Here is a 16,373-nt window from a genome sequence, read left to right as displayed (position 1 = left end):
GTTGATGTCGAATTCTTATGACTCCTCCAGTATCAAAGTCCTGAAAGGGCTGGATGCGGTGCGTAAGCGCCCGGGTATGTATATCGGCGACACGGATGACGGCACCGGTCTGCACCACATGGTATTCGAGGTGGTAGATAACGCTATCGACGAAGCGCTCGCGGGTCACTGTAAAGAAATTATCGTCACCATTCACGCCGATAACTCTGTCTCTGTACAGGATGACGGGCGCGGCATTCCGACCGGTATTCACCCGGAAGAGGGCGTATCGGCGGCGGAAGTGATCATGACCGTTCTGCACGCAGGCGGTAAATTTGACGATAACTCCTATAAAGTGTCCGGCGGTCTGCACGGCGTTGGTGTTTCGGTAGTAAACGCCCTGTCGCAAAAACTGGAGCTGGTTATCCAGCGCGAGGGTAAAATTCACCGTCAGATCTACGAACACGGTGTACCGCAGGCCCCGCTGGCGGTTACCGGCGAGACTGAAAAAACCGGCACCATGGTGCGTTTCTGGCCAAGCCTTGAAACCTTCACCAATGTGACCGAGTTCGAATATGACATTCTGGCGAAACGTCTGCGTGAGTTGTCGTTCCTCAACTCCGGCGTTTCCATTCGTCTGCGCGATAAGCGCGACGGCAAAGAAGACCACTTCCACTATGAAGGCGGCATCAAGGCGTTCGTTGAATATCTGAACAAGAACAAAACGCCGATCCACCCGAATATCTTCTACTTCTCCACTGAAAAAGACGGTATTGGCGTCGAAGTGGCGTTGCAGTGGAACGATGGCTTCCAGGAAAACATCTACTGCTTTACCAACAACATTCCGCAGCGTGACGGCGGTACTCACCTGGCAGGCTTCCGTGCGGCGATGACCCGTACCCTGAACGCCTACATGGACAAAGAAGGCTACAGCAAAAAAGCCAAAGTCAGCGCCACCGGTGACGATGCGCGTGAAGGCCTGATTGCGGTCGTTTCCGTGAAAGTGCCGGACCCGAAATTCTCCTCCCAGACCAAAGACAAACTGGTTTCTTCTGAGGTGAAATCGGCGGTTGAACAGCAGATGAACGAACTGCTGGCGGAATACCTGCTGGAAAACCCAACCGACGCGAAAATCGTGGTTGGCAAAATTATCGATGCTGCCCGTGCCCGTGAAGCTGCGCGTCGCGCGCGTGAAATGACCCGCCGTAAAGGTGCGCTCGACTTAGCGGGCCTGCCGGGCAAACTGGCAGACTGCCAGGAACGCGATCCGGCGCTCTCTGAACTGTACCTGGTGGAAGGGGACTCCGCGGGCGGCTCTGCGAAGCAGGGGCGTAACCGCAAGAACCAGGCGATTCTGCCGCTGAAGGGTAAAATCCTCAACGTTGAGAAAGCGCGCTTCGATAAGATGCTCTCTTCTCAGGAAGTGGCGACGCTGATCACCGCGCTTGGCTGTGGTATCGGTCGTGACGAGTACAACCCGGACAAACTGCGTTATCACAACATCATCATCATGACCGATGCGGACGTCGACGGCTCGCACATTCGTACGCTGCTGTTGACCTTCTTCTATCGTCAGATGCCGGAAATCGTTGAACGCGGTCACGTCTACATCGCTCAGCCGCCGCTGTACAAAGTGAAGAAAGGCAAGCAGGAACAGTACATTAAAGACGACGAAGCGATGGATCAGTACCAGATCTCTATCGCGCTGGATGGCGCAACGCTGCACACCAACGCCAGTGCACCGGCGCTGGCTGGCGAAGCGTTAGAGAAACTGGTGTCTGAGTACAACGCGACGCAGAAAATGATCAACCGCATGGAGCGTCGTTATCCGAAAGCAATGCTGAAAGAGCTTATCTATCAGCCGACGTTGACGGAAACCGACCTTTCTGACGAGCAAACCGTTACCCGCTGGGTGAACGCGCTGGTCAGCGAACTGAACGATAAAGAACAGCACGGCAGCCAGTGGAAGTTTGATGTCCATACCAATGCCGAACAAAACCTGTTCGAGCCGATTGTTCGCGTGCGTACCCACGGTGTGGATACTGACTATCCGCTGGATCACGAATTTATCACCGGCGGCGAATATCGTCGTATCTGCACGCTGGGTGAGAAACTGCGTGGCTTGCTGGAAGAAGATGCATTTATCGAACGTGGCGAACGTCGTCAGCCGGTAGCCAGCTTCGAGCAGGCGCTGGACTGGCTGGTGAAAGAGTCCCGTCGCGGCCTCTCCATCCAGCGTTATAAAGGTCTGGGCGAGATGAACCCGGAACAGCTGTGGGAAACCACCATGGATCCGGAAAGCCGTCGTATGCTGCGCGTTACCGTTAAAGATGCGATTGCTGCCGACCAGTTGTTCACTACGCTTATGGGCGACGCCGTTGAACCGCGCCGTGCGTTTATCGAAGAGAACGCCCTGAAAGCGGCAAATATCGATATTTAATGGCTTTTTGTTGCTGATAAAATGACTTAGTCGTCAGTCCGGGCGGAGATCATCTCCGCCCTTTTTATTTCTGCAATCCGCAATTATCATCCCGCAGATCTATACTTTTTGGGTCAACACGTAACGCTTTACAGGTGATTATCATGGGGCTTTTTGATGACGTTGTCGGTGCCTTTCTGAAAGGCGATGCGGGGAAATATCAGGCCATTTTGAGCTGGGTTGAGGAGCAGGGCGGCATTCAGGTGCTGCTGGAAAAACTGCAAAGTGGCGGTTTAGGTGACATTCTCTCAACCTGGCTGAGTAATCAACAGGGCAACCAACCAGTTAGCGGCGAGCAACTGGAATCAGCGCTCGGCACAAATGCGGTGTCCGATCTCGGGCAAAAACTGGGCGTGGATACCAGTACAGCTTCCAGTTTACTGGCAGAACAATTGCCGAAGATTATTGATGCACTCTCACCGCAAGGTGAAGTGTCAGCACAAGCCAATAACGATCTGCTTTCCGCAGGCATGGAACTGCTGAAAGGGAAACTCTTCCGCTAAGCAAATGGGGAGCATGCAACCCGCATTGCATCCCCCTTTTCCCTCGGGTGTTGTACTGATTTTTGAGCGGAATCGCGTTAGCATGGGTCAGGAACCAATCTACCTGGGGAACTCATGGCTATCAAACTCATTGCTATCGATATGGATGGCACCCTTCTGCTGCCCGATCACACCATTTCACCCGCCGTTAAAAATGCGATTGCCGCAGCTCGCGCCCGTGGCGTGAATGTCGTGCTGACGACGGGTCGCCCTTATGCAGGTGTTCACAATTACCTGAAAGAGCTGCATATGGAACAGCCGGGCGACTACTGCATTACTTATAACGGCGCGCTGGTACAGAAGGCCGCTGATGGTAGCACCGTGGCGCAAACCGCTCTCAGCTATGACGACTACCGTTTCCTGGAAAAACTCTCTCGCGAAGTCGGTTCTCATTTCCACGCCCTGGACCGCACCACGCTGTACACCGCCAACCGAGATATCAGCTACTACACGGTGCATGAATCTTTCGTTGCCACCATTCCACTGGTGTTCTGCGAAGCGGAGAAAATGGACCCCAATACCCAGTTCCTGAAAGTGATGATGATTGATGAACCCGCCATCCTCGACCAGGCCATTGCGCGTATTCCGCAGGAAGTGAAAGAAAAATACACCGTGCTGAAAAGTGCGCCGTACTTCCTCGAAATCCTCGATAAACGCGTTAACAAAGGTACGGGTGTGAAATCACTGGCCGACGTGTTAGGTATTAAACCGGAAGAAATCATGGCGATTGGCGATCAGGAAAACGACATCGCAATGATTGAATACGCAGGTGTTGGTGTGGCAATGGATAACGCTATTCCTTCGGTGAAAGAAGTGGCGAACTTTGTCACCAAATCCAACCTGGAAGATGGCGTGGCGTTTGCTATTGAGAAGTATGTGCTGAATTAATCAGTGGGCGGGCAAACTGCATAAATGCGTTTGCCCGCAGCGATTAACAATTTCTGGTCGTGCATAAAATCAGGAACTGGAGTGGTGACGTTACTATATCCAGCGTAAGAGTGACTGGTAGCAGCGCATTAGCGAGGCCGCGCGGAACGCCATCAGTTGCTTTGTACTTATAAAATCCCACCGTAAAGGGTTGATGGAAAACCATCACGTTTGAGTAATCCGCTTTTTTATTTTTCTGGTGGATAGAGCCTTTCAGGCCGTCAAGTGCCCAGGTACAACGCTGGGTATTACAAATAAAACCATATTGTGTCGCCAGTGCTTTATCTTCCTCATTATCCCAGTCGTAATAGAGCGTTATTGAACCAGAAAAATTAGTATCACTGCTGCTTAAAATAAATTTCGCGTTATCAGAAACGGTGATTCTTTCACCATGGATTGCCGGATCGTTCAGCATTTTAACTACCTCATCGCCGCCGGTGGTCAACAGATAGTCCAATGATTCACCAACAAAAACATAGCCTTTCGTACCGTTACTATCTTCTGCCAGCGATAAACCCTTAATCGTGTCTGACCGCCATTGCTCGGCATGTGGACGGCTTGCAGTATTGGAAACCAATCCCCAGGTGATACATCCGGTCAACGCAAATGCCAAAGAACACAAACTGGCAGCCTTGAAAAATCCCTTAAGATTCAACTTCATGATTAATCCTTTAAACAAGAGTACTAAGCCGTTGAAAGCATACTCTTCTTTCCCCCCAGTTTAGCGCCTGATCTCCCTTTTCAGATTTTTGCCCGACGTAGAACATTTTCTTATGGATTGTTCTTTTTGTGATCTAAATTGTAGTACAACAATATAATTTTGTACTACATTACGCACACGGCAAACGCGAACGTCATCACGCTGGTACTACAAAGTTGCTGCGTTATGCATCGATCTGGGTAAAGTAGAGAAGAACATACAGAGCACAAGGACTCTCCATGACTCTCAATAAAACCGATCGCATTGTCATTACGCTGGGTAAACAGATCGTTCACGGCAAATACGTACCAGGCTCTCCACTTCCGGCTGAGGCGGAGCTCTGTGAAGAGTTTGCAACCTCGCGCAACATCATCCGTGAGGTGTTCCGTTCGCTGATGGCGAAGCGGCTGATTGAAATGAAACGTTATCGCGGGGCGTTTGTGGCACCGCGTAATCAGTGGAATTACCTCGATACTGACGTGCTGCAATGGGTGCTGGAAAACGACTACGACCCACGGCTTATCAGTGCAATGAGCGAAGTGCGAAATCTGGTGGAACCGGCGATTGCCCGTTGGGCGGCAGAGCGCGCGACTTCCAGCGATCTGGCGCAGATTGAATCAGCGCTGAACGAGATGATTGCCAACAATCAGGACCGCGAAGCGTTTAACGAAGCGGATATTCGCTACCACGAGGCGGTGCTGCAGTCGGTGCATAACCCGGTGTTACAGCAACTTAGCATTGCGATCAGTTCGCTGCAGCGGGCGGTTTTTGAACGAACCTGGATGGGCGATGAGGCCAACATGCCGCAAACGCTCCAGGAACATAAGGCGCTGTTTGATGCGATACGGCATCAGGACGGCGATGCGGCAGAGCAGGCGGCGCTTACCATGATCGCCAGCTCGACACGAAGGTTAAAGGAAATCACATGACAGCTCGCTACATCGCAATTGACTGGGGATCGACCAATCTGCGCGCCTGGCTTTATCAGGGCGACCACTGCCTGGACAGCAGGCAATCAGAAGCAGGTGTCACGCGTCTGAACGGAAAATCTCCAGCTGCGGTGCTAGCGGAAGTGACGACCGACTGGCGTGAAGAGAATACGCCAGTGGTGATGGCAGGAATGGTCGGCAGCAATGTCGGCTGGAAAGTTGCGCCGTATTTATCTGTTCCTGCCCGTTTTTCATCTATTGGCGAACAATTAACGTCTGTTGGCGACAATATCTGGATTATTCCCGGATTATGCATCTCTCATGACGATAACCACAATGTGATGCGCGGCGAAGAAACACAATTGATCGGCGCGCGCACTTTGGCTCCTTCCTCTCTTTATGTTATGCCCGGAACCCATTGCAAATGGGTGCAGGCCGATAGCCAGCAAATCAACGATTTTCGCACCGTAATGACCGGTGAATTACATCATTTACTGTTAAATCACTCATTGATTGGCGCAGGTTTGCCGCCGCAGGAAAACTCTGCCGATGCCTTCGCGGCTGGCCTTGAGCGTGGCCTTAATGCGCCCGCCATATTGCCGCAGCTTTTTGAAGTTCGCGCCTCGCATGTGCTGGGAACACTTCTCCGCGAACAGGTCAGTGAATTTCTCTCTGGTTTGTTGATTGGCGCAGAGGTTGCCAGTATGCGCGACTATGTGACCCATCAACACGCCATCACCCTTGTCGCCGGAACATCGCTGACCGCGCGCTACCAGCAAGCCTTTCAAGCGATGGGTTGCGACGTGGCGGCGGTAGCGGGCGACACGGCATTTCAGGCTGGTATAAGGAGCATCGCTCATGCAGTGGCAAACTAAACTCCCGCTGATCGCCATTTTGCGCGGCATTACGCCCGACGAGGCGCTGGCGCATGTTGGCGCGGTGATTGACGCCGGGTTCGACGCGGTTGAAATCCCGCTGAATTCCCCTCAATGGGAGAAAAGCATTCCCGCCATCGTTGATGCATACGGCGATAAGGCGTTGATTGGCGCAGGTACGGTACTGAAACCTGAACAGGTCGATGCACTCGCCAGGATGGGCTGCCAGCTCATCGTTACGCCCAATATCCATAGTGAAGTGATCCGCCGTGCGGTGGGCTACGGCATGACCGTTTGCCCCGGCTGCGCGACGGCGACCGAAGCCTTTACCGCGCTCGAAGCGGGCGCGCAGGCGCTGAAAATATTCCCGTCATCGGCTTTTGGGCCGCAATACATCAAAGCGTTAAAAGCGGTATTACCGCAGGACATCCCGGTCTTTGCCGTAGGCGGTGTGACGCCAGAAAACCTGGCGCAGTGGATAGACGCAGGTTGTGCAGGGGCGGGCTTAGGCAGCGATCTCTATCGCGCCGGGCAGTCCGTAGAACGCACCGCGCAGCAGGCAGCAGCATTTGTTAAGGCGTATCGAGAGGCAGTGCAATGAAAATCACCAAAATTACCACGTATCGTTTACCTCCCCGCTGGATGTTCCTGAAAATTGAAACCGATGAAGGCGTGGTCGGCTGGGGCGAGCCCGTGATTGAAGGCCGCGCCCGTACGGTGGAAGCGGCAGTTCACGAGCTGGGTGACTATTTGATTGGTCAGGATCCATCGCGCATCAATGACTTATGGCAAGTGATGTATCGCGCCGGATTTTATCGTGGCGGTCCAATCCTGATGAGCGCCATCGCCGGTATCGACCAGGCGTTATGGGATATCAAAGGCAAAGTGCTGAATGCGCCGGTCTGGCAACTGATGGGCGGCCTGGTTCGCGACAAAATTAAAGCCTACAGTTGGGTCGGCGGCGATCGTCCGGCGGATGTTATCGACGGCATTAAAACGCTACGCGAAATCGGCTTCGATACCTTCAAACTGAACGGTTGTGAAGAACTGGGGCTAATTGATAACTCCCGCGCGGTAGATGCGGCAGTCAACACCGTGGCACAAATTCGTGAAGCCTTTGGCAATCAGATTGAGTTTGGTCTTGATTTCCATGGTCGCGTCAGCGCGCCGATGGCGAAAGTGCTGATTAAAGAGCTGGAACCGTATCGTCCGCTGTTTATTGAAGAGCCGGTGCTGGCGGAACAGGCCGAATACTACCCGAAACTGGCGGCACAAACGCATATTCCACTGGCGGCGGGTGAGCGCATGTTCTCACGCTTCGATTTTAAACGTGTGCTGGAGGCAGGCGGTATTTCGATTCTGCAACCGGATCTCTCCCACGCAGGCGGTATTACCGAATGCTACAAAATTGCCGGAATGGCAGAAGCCTATGACGTGACCCTTGCGCCGCACTGTCCGCTCGGACCGATTGCACTGGCGGCTTGCCTGCATATCGACTTTGTTTCCTATAACGCCGTCCTTCAGGAACAAAGTATGGGCATTCATTACAACAAAGGCGCGGAGTTACTCGACTTTGTGAAAAACAAAGAGGACTTCAGCATGGTCGGCGGTTTCTTTAAACCATTAACGAAACCGGGCTTAGGCGTGGAAATCGACGAAGCTAAAGTTATTGAGTTCAGTAAAAATGCCCCGGACTGGCGTAATCCGCTCTGGCGTCATGAAGATAACAGCGTAGCAGAGTGGTAATTCCTGCCACGTAAGCCCCTCATCGGGCACTAAAACAGTAATACAAAAATATAACCCTCTGTAAATTACAGGGCATGGTGAGCGGCTTCGCTATGCCCAAAATCTGGAGAAAGCTCGCTATGGATATTCCCGTTAATGCAGCAAAGCCGGGGCGTCGGCGTTATCTGACGCTGGTGATGATCTTTATTACGGTGGTCATTTGTTATGTTGACCGCGCTAACCTGGCCGTGGCTTCCGCCCATATTCAGGAAGAGTTCGGTATTACGAAAGCGGAAATGGGCTATGTATTTTCGGCCTTCGCCTGGCTTTATACGCTATGTCAGATCCCCGGCGGTTGGTTTTTAGATCGCGTAGGTTCACGCGTGACTTATTTTATTGCGATATTTGGCTGGTCAGTGGCGACGTTATTCCAGGGCTTTGCCACGGGATTAATGTCATTAATTGGTCTGCGCGCAATAACCGGTATTTTCGAAGCGCCCGCTTTCCCGACCAATAACCGGATGGTGACCAGCTGGTTCCCGGAACATGAACGCGCTTCTGCCGTTGGTTTTTATACGTCTGGTCAGTTTGTCGGTCTGGCGTTTCTGACTCCGCTGCTGATCTGGATTCAGGAGATGTTGAGCTGGCACTGGGTGTTCATTGTCACCGGTGGTATCGGCATTATCTGGTCGCTGATTTGGTTTAAGGTTTATCAGCCGCCGCGTCTGACCAAAGGCATCAGCAAAGCTGAACTGGATTACATTCGTGATGGCGGCGGTCTGGTGGATGGCGATGCGCCGGTGAAGAAAGAGGCGCGTCAGCCGTTAACAGCCAAAGACTGGAAACTGGTGTTCCATCGTAAACTGATCGGCGTCTATCTTGGGCAATTTGCGGTGGCTTCTACACTGTGGTTTTTCTTAACCTGGTTCCCGAACTATTTAACCCAGGAAAAAGGAATCACGGCGCTGAAAGCAGGCTTTATGACCACGGTGCCATTCCTCGCGGCGTTTGTCGGCGTCCTGCTCTCTGGCTGGGTCGCGGATCTGCTGGTACGTAAGGGCTTTTCACTGGGCTTTGCGCGTAAAACGCCGATTATCTGCGGCTTGCTGATCTCCACCTGCATTATGGGCGCTAACTACACTAACGATCCGATGATGATTATGTGCCTGATGGCGCTGGCATTCTTCGGCAACGGTTTTGCTTCGATTACCTGGTCGCTGGTTTCTTCTCTGGCACCGATGCGCCTGATTGGTTTAACCGGCGGCGTGTTTAACTTTGCCGGTGGTTTGGGCGGCATCACCGTTCCGCTGGTGGTGGGGTACCTGGCGCAGGGTTACGGTTTCGCGCCTGCACTGGTTTATATCTCCGCCGTCGCGTTGATTGGCGCGCTCTCTTACATCCTGCTGGTGGGCGATGTGAAGCGCGTTGGCTAATCTTTCAACTGTGGAATATGCGCCACACCACTGCGCATAATCCACTTTCTTAAAGCCGGTGCGGTCAGGCATCGGCTTTTGACTATCTTGCCATAGAGCTTTAAACGCAGTTTGCGGGTGGCGCGCCAGTAAGCGGTATTGAGCTTTTCTGGCTGCTTCAGTAACACCGAACGCAGAATCTCTGCGCTATCCAGCGCATAGCTAATCCCCTCCAGCGAGCTGGCGCTGATAAATCCCGCCGCTTCACCAATCAGAAAGGCATTGTCCTTACCGCAGACAAAATCCTGCCAGCGTGAGGGAAACAGCACCGTGCATTTCTCACTTTTCACCGCTTTGCCAAACTGGAACTGAAAGGCGCTCATTTTCTCTTTCAGCGTCGCGAAACGCGTCTGACCGTCTTTCATTGGATAGGCACCGCCAAAGATAAAATAACCGTCTTTGCTGATACTCCATGAGTAACAGTCAGTTATCGCATTATCAAAGATGCAGGAGTAGAACGGCACCGGATGTTTCTCTGCGAACCACTGCTGGATAGCGACATATTTACGAATTTGATGATCCGGGTAGAGATGTCGCCGCACCATCGAGTTTGCGCCATCGGCACCGACCAGATAGCGGGCAGTAATATGCTGCTCCCAACCGTCTGCACGAAAAATGACATGCCATTTATCATCCTCACGCCAGATTTTTCGGCACAGGCTGTCGTGGTAAACCTCAACGCTGGCGGGGATCAGCGATTTCATCCACAAGTCGAAAGCATGGCGATTAATATTGATATAGCTTCGCTGGTAGTTACGCGTGAGCGATGCGGCGACGTCGACAGTTTTGACGCTGAAAATCTGTGGATTGGCGATCACATCGACAGGAAGCGTCAGTCCATCGCGAATAAAAGATCGCTGCGCGTCCGGTGCCAGCAGACCGCCGCAGGGTTTGCTGAAACCTTCAGTACCACACTGGTGCTTTTTATCCAGCGCGATCACCTGCATTTTGCTGGCTAACGTTCGTGCCAACACCGACCCTGCCGGGCCGAGGCCAATAATCGCCACGTCGAAATGTTCCATCTTTTCACTCACATTCATCACGATGGCGAAAGACTATTGTCTGAAAGTGAAGTCCTTGTGAAGTATGATGGCGGGACCCGTTTTGTATCAGGACCGCGCCATGAAACAGATAACCTTTGCTCCCCGTAATCACCTGCTCACCAATACCAATACCTGGACGCCCGACAGCCAGTGGCTGGTATTTGACGTGCGTCCTTCTGGCGCGTCGTTTACCGGCGAGACCATTGAGCGTGTGAATATCCATACCGGCGAGGTCGAGGTTATCTATCGCGCGTCACAGGGCGCGTACGTCGGCGTGGTGACCGTTCATCCGAAGTCAGAGAAATATGTTTTCATCCACGGCCCGGAAAATCCTGATGAAACATGGTATTACGACTTCCATCATCGGCGTGGAGTGATTGTTGAAGGCGGCAAGGTGAGCAATCTCGATGCAATGGATATTACCGCGCCGTACACCCCAGGAGCACTGCGCGGCGGCAGCCATGTGCATGTCTTTAGCCCGAACGGTGAAAGGGTGAGCTTTACCTATAACGACCATGTAATGCATCAACTCGATTCGGCGCTGGATTTGCGAAACGTCGGCGTGGCTGCACCGTTTGGCCCGGTCAACGTACAAAAGCAGCATCCGCGTGAATACAGCGGTAGCCACTGGTGCGTGCTGGTGAGTAAAACCACGCCCACGCCGCAGCCTGGCAGCGATGAAATCAATCGTGCTTATGAAGAAGGATGGGTAGGAAATCACGCGCTGGCGTTTATTGGCGACACACTTTCGCCAAAGGGCGAGAAAGTGCCGGAGCTATTTATCGTTGAGTTACCGCAAGATGAAGCTGGCTGGAAAGCGGCAGGTGATGCGCCGTTAAGTGGAACGGAAACAACCCTGCCCGCGCCACCGCGTGGCGTCGTGCAGCGACGTTTAACCTTTACCCACCATCGGGCTTATCCGGGGTTAGTCAACGTCCCGCGCCACTGGGTGCGCTGTAATCCGCAGGGTACGCAAATCGCGTTTTTAATGCGTGATGATAACGGCATTGTGCAACTGTGGCTTATCTCGCCACAGGGCGGCGAGCCGCGCCAGTTAACCCATAACAAAACGGATATTCAGTCTGCATTTAACTGGCATCCGTCAGGAGAATGGTTGGGCTTTGTGCTGGATAATCGAATTGCTTGCGCCCATGCGCAAAGCGGCGAGGTTGAGTATTTAACCGAAAACCACGCCAATCCACCTTCTGCGGACGCCGTGGTCTTCTCGCCGGATGGTCAATGGCTGGCGTGGATGGAAGGTGGCCAGCTGTGGATCACCGAAACTGATCGCTAAATCAGTTATCAGGCATTCTGGCCGGTGGAATAACCGCATTGGTGGCTTGTGCGTTGGCTTCGCTTTTTTCAACGCGCGAGCGCACTGAGCTATCTTTGCGGAACACATCCCACGGTAGCAATATTGTGTCCAGTACTGCGGTAAATGGCATGTCGAGTATCGCCAGCGATTTTGTGCCCCAGTTGGTTTCATCGTCGCCAATCATAGTTGCGCTGGCGCGGGTGCCAGGATACGTTCCTTCTTTCCCCCCGGTATGGGACATCACGCTGGAGCATCCTCCGAGTAATGTCATTCCGCTGCATATCATGAACGCTAACAACACATTTCTTATCATAATAAATTCATCTGTTGATCGTGGGTGTTGGCCTGATGAGTTATAGCGATCCCTTGCTGAAAATAACATCATCATTACGTCGCACTGTGGCGGCTATCGCACTTTAACGTTTCGTGCTGCCCCCTCAGTCTATGCAATAGACCATAAACTGCAAAAAAAAGTCCGCTGATAAGGCTTGAAAAGTTCATTTCCAGACCCATTTTTACATCGTAGCCGATGAGGACGCGCCTGATGGGTGTTCTGGCTACCTGACCTGTCCATTGTGGAAGGTCTTACATTCTCGCTGATTTCAGGAGCTATTGATTATGCGTAACTTTGATTTATCCCCGCTTTACCGTTCTGCTATTGGATTTGACCGTTTGTTTAACCACTTAGAAAACAACCAGAGCCAGAGTAATGGCGGCTACCCTCCGTATAACGTTGAACTGGTAGACGAAAACCATTACCGCATTGCTATCGCTGTGGCTGGTTTTGCTGAGAGCGAACTGGAAATTACCGCCCAGGATAATCTGCTGGTGGTGAAAGGTGCTCACGCCGACGAACAAAAAGAGCGCACCTATCTGTACCAGGGCATCGCTGAACGCAACTTTGAACGCAAATTCCAGTTAGCTGAGAACATTCATGTTCGTGGTGCTAACCTGGTGAATGGTCTGCTGTATATCGATCTTGAACGCGTGATTCCGGAAGCGAAAAAACCGCGCCGTATCGAAATCAACTAATTCCCTAAGGCCGCCTGGCGCGGCCTGACATCTCCATGCTCGCCGTCAGGGAGCATATGCGAATCTTCGGATTTGCAGGTACTTACTCGCTTCTTAGAAGGAGAAATGACTATGCGTAACTTCGATTTATCCCCACTGATGCGTCAATGGATCGGTTTTGACAAACTGGCCAACGCACTGCAAAACGCCGGTGAAAGCCAGAGCTTCCCGCCGTACAACATTGAAAAAAGCGACGATAACCACTACCGCATTACCCTTGCGCTGGCAGGTTTTCGTCAGGAAGATTTAGAGATTCAACTGGAAGGTACGCGCCTGAGCGTAAAAGGCACGCCGGAGCAGCCAAAAGAAGAGAAAAAATGGCTGCATCAAGGGCTTATGAATCAGCCATTTAGCCTGAGCTTTACGCTGGCTGAAAATATGGAAGTCTCTGGTGCAACCTTCGTAAACGGTTTACTGCATATTGATTTAATTCGTAATGAGCCTGAACCCATCGCAGCGCAGCGTATCGCTATCAGCGAACGTCCCGCGTTAAATAGCTAACTAGCTATTCTCTTTGCCCCGCCATTCTGGTGGGGCTTTTTTTGTCTTTTTTCTTCAACAATGCGTTAAATTTCGCCTGTTTAAGATATTTCGGCACGTTCTTTCCCGTGATAATGTGCGCTATAAGGCAAATCTGCTTCACCGATTCAGCCATAATCCGTAGCAATTAAAATGTTATCTCAAGAGAAATGGACGATGAGTGATATAGCATTAACGGTCAGTATTCTGGCTTTGGTGGCAGTCGTCGGTTTGTTTATCGGCAACGTCAAATTTCGCGGCATAGGATTAGGTATTGGCGGCGTGCTGTTTGGTGGGATCATCGTCGGCCATTTTGTTTCTCAGGCGGGGATGACATTAAGTAGCGATATGCTGCATGTTATTCAGGAATTTGGCCTGATCCTGTTCGTTTATACCATCGGGATTCAGGTAGGGCCGGGCTTCTTTGCCTCATTGCGCGTCTCCGGATTACGCCTCAACCTGTTTGCTGTTCTGATTGTCATCATCGGGGGTCTGGTTACCGCCATCCTGCATAAACTGTTTGATATTCCACTGCCGGTAGTGCTGGGGATTTTCTCCGGTGCGGTAACCAATACGCCAGCGCTGGGGGCAGGGCAGCAGATCTTGCGCGACCTGGGTACACCAATGGAAATGGTCGATCAGATGGGGATGAGTTACGCGATGGCGTATCCATTCGGTATTTGCGGGATTTTGTTCACCATGTGGATGTTGCGGGTTATTTTCCGCGTCAATGTCGAGACAGAAGCCCAGCAGCACGAGTCTTCTCGCACCAATGGCGGCGCGCTGATCAGGACTATCAATATTCGCGTTGAGAACCCTAACCTGCATGATTTAGCCATTAAAGATGTACCGATTCTCAACGGCGACAAAATTATCTGCTCGCGTCTGAAACGCGAAGAAACCCTAAAAGTACCTTCGCCAGATACCATTATCCAACTGGGCGATTTGCTGCATCTGGTGGGGCAGCCAGCGGATTTACATAATGCGCAACTGGTGATTGGTCAGGAGGTCGATACCTCGTTGTCCACGAAAGGCACTGATTTACGCGTCGAGCGTGTGGTGGTCACCAATGAAAACGTGCTCGGTAAACGTATTCGCGACCTGCACTTTAAAGAACGCTATGACGTTGTTATCTCGCGCCTGAACCGTGCCGGGGTCGAACTGGTCGCCAGTGGCGATATCAGCCTGCAGTTCGGCGATATCCTCAACCTGGTGGGGCGTCCGTCCGCAATTGATGCCGTTGCCAATGTGCTGGGGAATGCGCAGCAAAAACTGCAACAGGTTCAGATGTTGCCGGTGTTTATTGGTATCGGGCTTGGCGTATTGTTAGGTTCTATTCCCGTCTTTGTGCCGGGATTCCCGGCCGCGTTGAAACTGGGACTGGCAGGCGGCCCGCTGATTATGGCGTTGATCCTCGGGCGTATCGGCAGTATCGGCAAGCTGTACTGGTTTATGCCGCCAAGCGCCAACCTCGCGCTGCGGGAGCTGGGGATCGTACTGTTCCTCTCGGTAGTGGGGCTGAAATCTGGTGGGGATTTTGTAAATACCCTGGTCAATGGCGAAGGGCTAAGCTGGATTGGATATGGTGCCCTGATCACCGCCGTTCCGTTGATTACTGTTGGTATTCTGGCGCGGATGTTAGCCAAAATGAATTACCTGACCATGTGCGGGATGCTGGCTGGCTCCATGACCGATCCACCGGCGCTGGCATTTGCTAATAATCTTCATCCAACGAGCGGTGCAGCGGCGCTCTCTTACGCCACTGTCTATCCGTTAGTGATGTTCCTGCGCATTATCACCCCCCAATTACTGGCGGTGCTCTTCTGGAGTATCGGTTAACTCTTCTCCGGGTGGAGTCGCCGTAAATGGTACTCCACCTGGTATTCGCTGGCATTTCTGAACATCACTGAATAATTCAAAAACTCCCCGCTCTCGCTATAGGACAACGAGGTGATCCGCAGCAGTGGCGTGTGTTCCGCTACCTTCATTTGCCGCGCCAGCAGTCTATCGGCGAGCACCGGCGTCAGGCTTTCATAATTACCGCCAATCAGAATCCCGCACTCTTGTTCAATATATTCAAACTTCGACCCTTCCAGATGTTGCAGCGAAAGGTTACGGAACAGTTTTACCGGCATATAGCTGTCTTCCAGCATCAGCGGTTTCCCTTCCACAAAACGAACGCGACGGGAGAAGTAGATCTGCTCGTTGATTTGAATCCGTAACTGGCTGGCAATGGCCGGAGGCGCAGGCATGATTTCAAAAATCAGCACCTGGCTGGTGACCGTTTTTCCCTGCCGTTTTAACACCTCCACCAGCCCGGTCAGGCTGGCGGTTTGATGCAATACATCTTTGCGCACCAGGTAAGTACCGCTACCGTGGCGGCGGACCACCAGCCCCCACGCTACCAGCAGATCAATGGCTTTACGGATGGTCATCCGCGATACCGCAAACTCTTCCGCCAGCTTTTTTTCACCGGGAAGAAGGCTGTTTAGCGTGAAATCTGCGGAATTAAGTCGAATTCTTAACCGCTCCGCAATGCTTTTGTAGATCATCTCTAGATCTCTTTTTTGCCTGCAAGCCCGGGTAATGCGCCCACAAGTTCTGCTTAATCGATTGAAAAAACATCTTTTTTTAAAGATGTGTTCGTTGCTGTGTACCAGTGCTCACAGATGTCTACTTTTTTGCGAAAACGTAGATCTCTACCGCCCAACGAAAAGCATGAAAGCGATCACGAATCCCATTGGGTCGTCATGTTCTGCCGATCGCATCTTCCTATCCTCGCTCCAGGCCTGCCGCA

General features: G+C 52.1%; 16 protein-coding genes and 1 other annotated feature. Of the genes, 12 read left to right on the top strand and 4 right to left on the bottom strand.

The features are described from left to right. The first annotated feature begins 4 nt into the window (after positions 1 to 4). The 3 genes from gyrB to yidA all read left to right on the top strand — a co-directional run bounded on the left by gyrB (position 5) and on the right by yidA (position 3,888). Positions 5 to 2,419 (top strand): DNA topoisomerase (ATP-hydrolyzing) subunit B, encoded by a 2,415-nt coding sequence (gene gyrB, locus ACJHWR_RS16170; protein WP_012311692.1) that lies wholly within the window; start codon positions 5 to 7, stop codon positions 2,417 to 2,419. A 143-nt stretch (positions 2,420 to 2,562) separates the two neighbouring features. After that, on the top strand, positions 2,563 to 2,961 hold the full coding sequence (locus ACJHWR_RS16165) for a YidB family protein (protein WP_012311893.1): 399 nt from the start codon (positions 2,563 to 2,565) through the stop codon (positions 2,959 to 2,961). 114 nt (positions 2,962 to 3,075) lie between these two features. Further along, positions 3,076 to 3,888 carry a sugar-phosphatase gene (gene yidA, locus ACJHWR_RS16160; RefSeq protein ID WP_000985549.1) on the top strand — a complete coding sequence of 271 codons (813 nt, stop codon included), beginning with the start codon at positions 3,076 to 3,078 and terminating at the stop codon, positions 3,886 to 3,888. 43 nt (positions 3,889 to 3,931) lie between these two features. Here the strand turns inward: yidA and ACJHWR_RS16155 are convergent, their stop codons facing one another. Beyond that, positions 3,932 to 4,588 (bottom strand): hypothetical protein, encoded by a 657-nt coding sequence (locus ACJHWR_RS16155; RefSeq protein ID WP_012311642.1) that lies wholly within the window; start codon positions 4,586 to 4,588, stop codon positions 3,932 to 3,934. Between the two features lie 278 nt (positions 4,589 to 4,866). Between ACJHWR_RS16155 and dgoR the strand changes: the two genes are divergently transcribed. The 5 genes from dgoR to ACJHWR_RS16130 all read left to right on the top strand — a co-directional run bounded on the left by dgoR (position 4,867) and on the right by ACJHWR_RS16130 (position 9,589). Next, the gene (gene dgoR, locus ACJHWR_RS16150; RefSeq protein ID WP_000174305.1) at positions 4,867 to 5,556 is read left to right on the top strand and encodes a D-galactonate utilization transcriptional regulator DgoR; all 690 of its coding nucleotides are present in this window, start codon (positions 4,867 to 4,869) and stop codon (positions 5,554 to 5,556) included. Beyond that, entirely contained in the window at positions 5,553 to 6,431 is an 879-nt protein-coding gene (gene dgoK, locus ACJHWR_RS16145; protein ID WP_000127061.1) for a 2-dehydro-3-deoxygalactonokinase, read from the top strand. The genes dgoR and dgoK overlap by 4 nt, the downstream gene beginning before the upstream one ends. Then, complete coding sequence (gene dgoA, locus ACJHWR_RS16140; protein ID WP_001198706.1) at positions 6,415 to 7,032, top strand: 2-dehydro-3-deoxy-6-phosphogalactonate aldolase; 618 nt, start codon at positions 6,415 to 6,417, stop codon at positions 7,030 to 7,032. Before dgoK ends, dgoA begins: the two co-directional genes overlap by 17 nt. Next, the gene (dgoD, locus tag ACJHWR_RS16135; RefSeq protein WP_000705001.1) at positions 7,029 to 8,177 is read left to right on the top strand and encodes a galactonate dehydratase; all 1,149 of its coding nucleotides are present in this window, start codon (positions 7,029 to 7,031) and stop codon (positions 8,175 to 8,177) included. Before dgoA ends, dgoD begins: the two co-directional genes overlap by 4 nt. 74 nt (positions 8,178 to 8,251) lie before the next feature. Continuing rightward, positions 8,252 to 9,589 carry an MFS transporter gene (locus tag ACJHWR_RS16130; protein ID WP_000253455.1) on the top strand — a complete coding sequence of 446 codons (1,338 nt, stop codon included), beginning with the start codon at positions 8,252 to 8,254 and terminating at the stop codon, positions 9,587 to 9,589. Here ACJHWR_RS16130 and cbrA read toward each other — a convergent pair. Then, entirely contained in the window at positions 9,586 to 10,650 is a 1,065-nt protein-coding gene (gene cbrA / locus ACJHWR_RS16125) for a colicin M resistance lipid reductase CbrA (protein ID WP_024175806.1), read from the bottom strand. The two genes, ACJHWR_RS16130 and cbrA, sit on opposite strands and share 4 nt — an antisense overlap. Positions 10,651 to 10,750: 100 nt before the next feature. Between cbrA and ACJHWR_RS16120 the strand changes: the two genes are divergently transcribed. Further along, positions 10,751 to 11,965 carry a DUF3748 domain-containing protein gene (locus tag ACJHWR_RS16120; RefSeq protein WP_001572089.1) on the top strand — a complete coding sequence of 405 codons (1,215 nt, stop codon included), beginning with the start codon at positions 10,751 to 10,753 and terminating at the stop codon, positions 11,963 to 11,965. A 1-nt stretch (position 11,966) separates the two neighbouring features. Here ACJHWR_RS16120 and ACJHWR_RS16115 read toward each other — a convergent pair whose 3' ends face one another. Further along, a complete protein-coding gene (locus tag ACJHWR_RS16115) occupies positions 11,967 to 12,299 on the bottom strand; it encodes a YceK/YidQ family lipoprotein (RefSeq protein WP_001305004.1) in 333 nt (110 codons plus the stop codon). Between the two features lie 239 nt (positions 12,300 to 12,538). Further along, positions 12,539 to 12,611, top strand: a sequence feature (ROSE (Repression Of Heat Shock gene Expression) occurs in the 5'-region of heat shock genes and acts as an RNA thermometer to modulate expression.). On the opposite strand from ACJHWR_RS16115, the gene ibpA reads away from it, so the two are divergent. The 3 genes from ibpA to ACJHWR_RS16100 all read left to right on the top strand — a co-directional run bounded on the left by ibpA (position 12,605) and on the right by ACJHWR_RS16100 (position 15,415). Then, the gene (gene ibpA / locus ACJHWR_RS16110) at positions 12,605 to 13,018 is read left to right on the top strand and encodes a small heat shock chaperone IbpA (protein ID WP_001243437.1); all 414 of its coding nucleotides are present in this window, start codon (positions 12,605 to 12,607) and stop codon (positions 13,016 to 13,018) included. (Overlaps the previous feature by 7 nt.) A gap of 111 nt (positions 13,019 to 13,129) precedes the next feature. Continuing rightward, positions 13,130 to 13,558, top strand: a complete 429-nt coding sequence (gene ibpB / locus ACJHWR_RS16105; RefSeq protein WP_001243431.1) for a small heat shock chaperone IbpB — start codon at positions 13,130 to 13,132, stop codon at positions 13,556 to 13,558. 195 nt (positions 13,559 to 13,753) lie between these two features. Then, the gene (locus ACJHWR_RS16100; protein ID WP_001279763.1) at positions 13,754 to 15,415 is read left to right on the top strand and encodes a putative transporter; all 1,662 of its coding nucleotides are present in this window, start codon (positions 13,754 to 13,756) and stop codon (positions 15,413 to 15,415) included. Here the strand turns inward: ACJHWR_RS16100 and ACJHWR_RS16095 are convergent. Then, the gene (locus tag ACJHWR_RS16095) at positions 15,412 to 16,128 is read right to left on the bottom strand and encodes a GntR family transcriptional regulator (protein ID WP_001300779.1); all 717 of its coding nucleotides are present in this window, start codon (positions 16,126 to 16,128) and stop codon (positions 15,412 to 15,414) included. The two genes, ACJHWR_RS16100 and ACJHWR_RS16095, sit on opposite strands and share 4 nt — an antisense overlap. Positions 16,129 to 16,373: the final 245 nt, after the last annotated feature.

Origin of the sequence: Escherichia sp. WS568 (genome assembly GCF_046486085.1) — a bacterium.
Classification (GTDB): Bacteria; Pseudomonadota; Gammaproteobacteria; order Enterobacterales; family Enterobacteriaceae; genus Escherichia; species Escherichia coli.
Note: the sequence above shows the minus strand (reverse complement) of the source record. Positions and strands in the feature narration are given on the sequence as shown.

Excerpts from the sequence above, each read along its gene's own strand:
- ACJHWR_RS16155 (WP_012311642.1), bottom strand. The coding sequence starts at position 4,588 with ATGAAGTTGAATCTTAAGGGATTTTTCAAGGCTGCCAGTTTGTGTTCT.
- ibpB (WP_001243431.1), top strand. The coding sequence starts at position 13,130 with ATGCGTAACTTCGATTTATCCCCACTGATGCGTCAATGGATCGGTTTT.
- dgoA (WP_001198706.1), top strand. The coding sequence starts at position 6,415 with ATGCAGTGGCAAACTAAACTCCCGCTGATCGCCATTTTGCGCGGCATT.
- dgoR (WP_000174305.1), top strand. The coding sequence starts at position 4,867 with ATGACTCTCAATAAAACCGATCGCATTGTCATTACGCTGGGTAAACAG.
- ACJHWR_RS16130 (WP_000253455.1), top strand. The coding sequence starts at position 8,252 with ATGGTGAGCGGCTTCGCTATGCCCAAAATCTGGAGAAAGCTCGCTATG.
- ACJHWR_RS16115 (WP_001305004.1), bottom strand. The coding sequence starts at position 12,299 with ATGATAAGAAATGTGTTGTTAGCGTTCATGATATGCAGCGGAATGACA.
- dgoK (WP_000127061.1), top strand. The coding sequence starts at position 5,553 with ATGACAGCTCGCTACATCGCAATTGACTGGGGATCGACCAATCTGCGC.
- ACJHWR_RS16095 (WP_001300779.1), bottom strand. The coding sequence starts at position 16,128 with ATGATCTACAAAAGCATTGCGGAGCGGTTAAGAATTCGACTTAATTCC.
- ACJHWR_RS16100 (WP_001279763.1), top strand. The coding sequence starts at position 13,754 with ATGAGTGATATAGCATTAACGGTCAGTATTCTGGCTTTGGTGGCAGTC.
- yidA (WP_000985549.1), top strand. The coding sequence starts at position 3,076 with ATGGCTATCAAACTCATTGCTATCGATATGGATGGCACCCTTCTGCTG.
- ACJHWR_RS16165 (WP_012311893.1), top strand. The coding sequence starts at position 2,563 with ATGGGGCTTTTTGATGACGTTGTCGGTGCCTTTCTGAAAGGCGATGCG.
- dgoD (WP_000705001.1), top strand. The coding sequence starts at position 7,029 with ATGAAAATCACCAAAATTACCACGTATCGTTTACCTCCCCGCTGGATG.
- ACJHWR_RS16120 (WP_001572089.1), top strand. The coding sequence starts at position 10,751 with ATGAAACAGATAACCTTTGCTCCCCGTAATCACCTGCTCACCAATACC.
- ibpA (WP_001243437.1), top strand. The coding sequence starts at position 12,605 with ATGCGTAACTTTGATTTATCCCCGCTTTACCGTTCTGCTATTGGATTT.
- gyrB (WP_012311692.1), top strand. The coding sequence starts at position 5 with ATGTCGAATTCTTATGACTCCTCCAGTATCAAAGTCCTGAAAGGGCTG.
- cbrA (WP_024175806.1), bottom strand. The coding sequence starts at position 10,650 with ATGGAACATTTCGACGTGGCGATTATTGGCCTCGGCCCGGCAGGGTCG.